At 42.6% G+C, this 3,797-nt stretch carries 3 protein-coding genes; 1 reads left to right on the top strand and 2 read right to left on the bottom strand.

Going from position 1 to position 3,797, the window contains the following annotated elements; all coding sequences use genetic code 11:
- The first annotated feature begins 73 nt into the window (after positions 1 to 73).
- Positions 74 to 1,641, top strand: a protein-coding gene (locus GZ78_RS13245; protein WP_236631550.1) for an IS3 family transposase whose coding sequence is annotated in 2 segments (ribosomal slippage) — positions 74 to 536 and positions 536 to 1,641 — 1,569 coding nt in all. Because the reading frame shifts where the segments join, the coding sequence is not laid out codon by codon here.
- Here GZ78_RS13245 and GZ78_RS28330 read toward each other — a convergent pair.
- Both GZ78_RS28330 and GZ78_RS13240 read right to left on the bottom strand, forming a co-directional pair.
- On the bottom strand, positions 1,569 to 2,060 hold the full coding sequence (locus tag GZ78_RS28330; protein WP_201772711.1) for a phospholipase D family protein: 492 nt from the start codon (positions 2,058 to 2,060) through the stop codon (positions 1,569 to 1,571). The two genes, GZ78_RS13245 and GZ78_RS28330, sit on opposite strands and share 73 nt — an antisense overlap.
- A gap of 301 nt (positions 2,061 to 2,361) precedes the next feature.
- Positions 2,362 to 3,105, bottom strand: coding sequence for an RING finger protein (locus GZ78_RS13240; RefSeq protein ID WP_034836920.1), 744 nt, complete (start codon positions 3,103 to 3,105; stop codon positions 2,362 to 2,364).
- Between the last annotated feature and the right edge of the window lie 692 nt (positions 3,106 to 3,797).

Raw genomic sequence — 3,797 nt, 5'->3', positions numbered from 1 at the left:
CCCCCTGTGTCAGCATAGTTGTCGCCTCTTCTGATTTATCTATTTAAGACAGGGGGCGGTCAGTGAGTAATCAATGGCCCGTTATTCAGAAGAGTTTAAGGCATCCGTCGTTCAAAAAATGATGCCCCCCAATAATGTACCTGTTGCCCAGTTATCACGAGAGACTGGTATCACTGAGGCAACCTTGTACACTTGGCGGAAAAAGACAAGAGCGCAAGGAGTGCCTGTGCCTGGTGATGGTCTGAATCCTGAACAATGGCGTTCAGAAGATAAGTTTGCTGTCGTGCTTGAAACTGCAGCTCTGAATGAAACAGAACTGTCCGAATATTGTCGGAAAAAAGGCTTGTTTCCTGAGCAAATAGCACAATGGAAAACCGCCTGTTTGACAGCCAATGCTGAAGCTGCCGAACAGCGTAAACTGCTTGCTGAAGAACGCAAACAAGACAAGAAAATCATCAAGAACCTTGAACGTGAACTCAATCGCAAGGACAAGGCTCTGGCTGAAACCGCTGCCTTGCTGGTACTGGCAAAAAAGACCCGCGCGATCTGGGGGGAGCGCGAGGACGATTGATCAGCCTCCAAGATCGCAAAAATGCTGTAAACCTGATTGAACAAACAATGGAACAAGGAGCCAGACAGCTTGCTGCCTGTCAGGTTCTGGGACTGTCTGTACGCACCTTTCAGCGATGGAAACAGGAGGATAATGTGAAAGTGGATGGCAGAAAAACAGCGAACCGACCTGCTCCGGCTAACAAACTTACCGAGTCTGAATGTCAGGCCATTCTGGCGGCGTGTAACGAGCCTCGTTTTCAAAGTCTGCCACCCAGTCAGATCGTGCCAACCTTGTTGGATGAGGGCCGCTACATTGCCTCTGTATCTTCGTATTACCGAGTTCTCAAGGCGAAAGGCCAGCAACACCGCCGTGGTCGGGTTAATGCCTCTGGAGGGCGCAAACCTACCTCGTATGTAGCTAAAGGGCCGAATCAAGTATGGTCCTGGGATATCACTTACGTTCGCTCAAATATCAAAGGGCAGTTCTATTACCTGTACATGGTCGAAGATATTTTCAGCAGAATGATCGTTGCATGGGAAATCCATGAAACAGAGTCTGCAGATCATGCTGCAGAGATGATAAGCAAAGCCTGCCTGAAACATGACATTGGCCAACTGGATAACCTGCTTGTCCTGCACTCAGACAATGGCAGTCCGATGAAGGGTGCAACCATGCTGTCCACCCTGCAACGATTGGGCATTGTGCCGTCATTCAGCAGGCCAAGAGTCAGCAATGACAACCCGTTCTCAGAGTCTACGTTCCGAACCATGAAATACCGTCCTGATTACCCAACAAAACCCTTTGGCTGCCTGACGGAAGCACGAGAGTGGTCGTCAGGTTTTGTGACCTGGTACAACGAGGAGCACAAGCATAGCAGCCTGAAGTTCGTCACACCTTCACAAAGGCACTATGGTGAGGCTAAAAAGTGTCTGAGCCAGCGAGAGAAGCTGATGGAGCAGGCTAAAGCCAGAAACCCTGAAAGATGGGGTAGCCGATCAACACGGGACTGGTCACTTCAGGATGAGGTCTGGTTAAACCCTGAACGATCAGAAGCTTGTATTAAGCCACTTGTTAAAGAAGCGGCGTAAGGTGGAGGCGACAACTTTGTTGACAAACACCGATATGCATCTTTATAAATTTCAAAATCTTCACTACGTGAAATATGCATGCCCATTTCATTATTGTTTACTTGGCTAAATTCATACAAATTCAAACTAGTAATAATACATGACTCTTCATTTATATAGCATTTGGCATGAAGATTTTTACAAAAGCTTGTACGTACAAATGTGAGTTCTTTTAACCAATTTATTTCTTCTGGTTGCAATTCACTTTTTCCGTAAACAATCCTAACATCAATCTTCAATCTATTTTTATCTTCTAAAAGCTCTTTGATTCTATCATTTAATTTCAAAAATGGACTGATCAATATTAAGCGATCTGATGCTGTTTTTATTAATTCTTCAAGATAGTAGTTTGTTGCACTTGTATTTAAAAACTTCGCCATACATTTCTCGCTTAGTCTTGTTGTTTTTAAGATATACGCATTAATCTTCAAGAGATATACGTGGCATGCCAGAAAGCAGTAAATATAGCCGTTCTTGGATTATTTGAGTAGCATACTTTTTTGGTAACTGCTCATTTTTTGTAGGCGAAATTTAGATGCGATTGGCTACAGCCCAGTAAAATCAAGGGTGGCATTCTCGACATCAGCACTTTTGCCTACAAAAAATGAGCAGTTACCTTTTTTGGAAGCTAACGCCAAATTCAGGGGCAGCGCCGCAGGCGCTGTCCCCTGGAATTTTTTGTTATGCCTCTTTTTGATTCATTGTTTCCACTAAAATTTGCGCTTCGCCACTATAACCATACTGAGAAGCAAACTCTAAATCCTCAAGAATATATTTGGCAGAAGCATGACTTCTACCTTGTAACATATTTTGAATGTCTGTTTTTGCTCGCTCAAGTTTAACCTTGGCCTCTAATGGTAATGATTCAGCAGATAATCCATGCTGAGAAGCAAACTCTAAATCCTCAAGAATATATTTGGCAGAAGCATGACTTCTACCTTGTAACATATTTTCAATGTCTGTTTTTGCTCGCTCAAGTTTAACCTTGGCCCCTAATGGTAATGATTCAGCAGACAATCCATGCTGAGAAGCAAACTCTAAATCCTCAAGAATATATTTGGCAGAAGCATGACTTCTACCTTGTAACATATTTTCAATGTCTGCTTTTGCTCTTTGTAGCATATTTTGTGCAGCTGAATTATTATCTTTTCTTTCGCTTTCTAACTTATTAAGACCTGATGTAATAGCTCCAATATGTGATCTACAAGTTGGACATGTTTCAATTTTTCTCGATCCAATGTTTGTATTTAGCCATTCTTTAAGACAAGCAACGTGAAATAAATGCTTGCATGGAGTTTCTGCAATTTTTAGATCAGCGGAAAAAACATCAATACAGATATTACATGATTCATCCGTTATATTTTTTTCCTTTATATTAAAACTGTCACCACTACCAGAAAAGCAGTAAGCATTACTTACATTCATGGCAAGCCTCCTAATTAAAATTTATAAATTCATGAATGTTAGACAGCCTTCTATATAATTGGTTTTATTGCATTGTTATTAAAACTAACAGATATGTTAATTGTTGGCAGTTTGGGTTTTGTTGTTGGAGGCATAACGCCCAAACCAGCAGCCGCCGAAGGCGGTCTGCTGGATTTTTTTGTTATGTTGGCAGCCCCGACGCACGGGCAATGGTGATTGGTGCGGCGGACTTGCCAACGCTTGTGCCTGGGAATATGCACTGAGCAAACCCCGTAACTGCTCATTTTTTGTAGGTAAACTTTAGAGTCGATTGACTATAGCCCAGTAAAATCAGGGGCACCATTCTTGAAATCGGCACTTTTGCCTACAAAAAATGAGCAGTTACCAAACCCCAAACCTGTTTTATAAGTGTATTGACGACCCAACATAGAGCTTATTTGCACTTAACTGATGCTACTGCACCGAGCAAACTGTTGCAGCTTTTTCAGCTGATGGCTCTGAACCAGAAAACAACTCTGAACTGAGAAACAACAGACTTGCAAGAGTTGAGAGCTGCTGGATTTCAATGGTTGCACCCTGCAACAGATATTTTCTCTGAATTTGCCAACAACACCAGGCCAGAAAAACCCTCAGAAAAAAACTGACCAATCAACAGAGAAAAGCTTGAATGTGTTGCTGCGACATAACGCCTG

Origin of the sequence: Endozoicomonas numazuensis (assembly GCF_000722635.1) — a bacterium.
In the GTDB taxonomy this organism is placed as follows: Bacteria; Pseudomonadota; Gammaproteobacteria; order Pseudomonadales; family Endozoicomonadaceae; genus Endozoicomonas_A; species Endozoicomonas_A numazuensis.
This window is presented reverse-complemented; position numbering and strand designations above follow the sequence as displayed.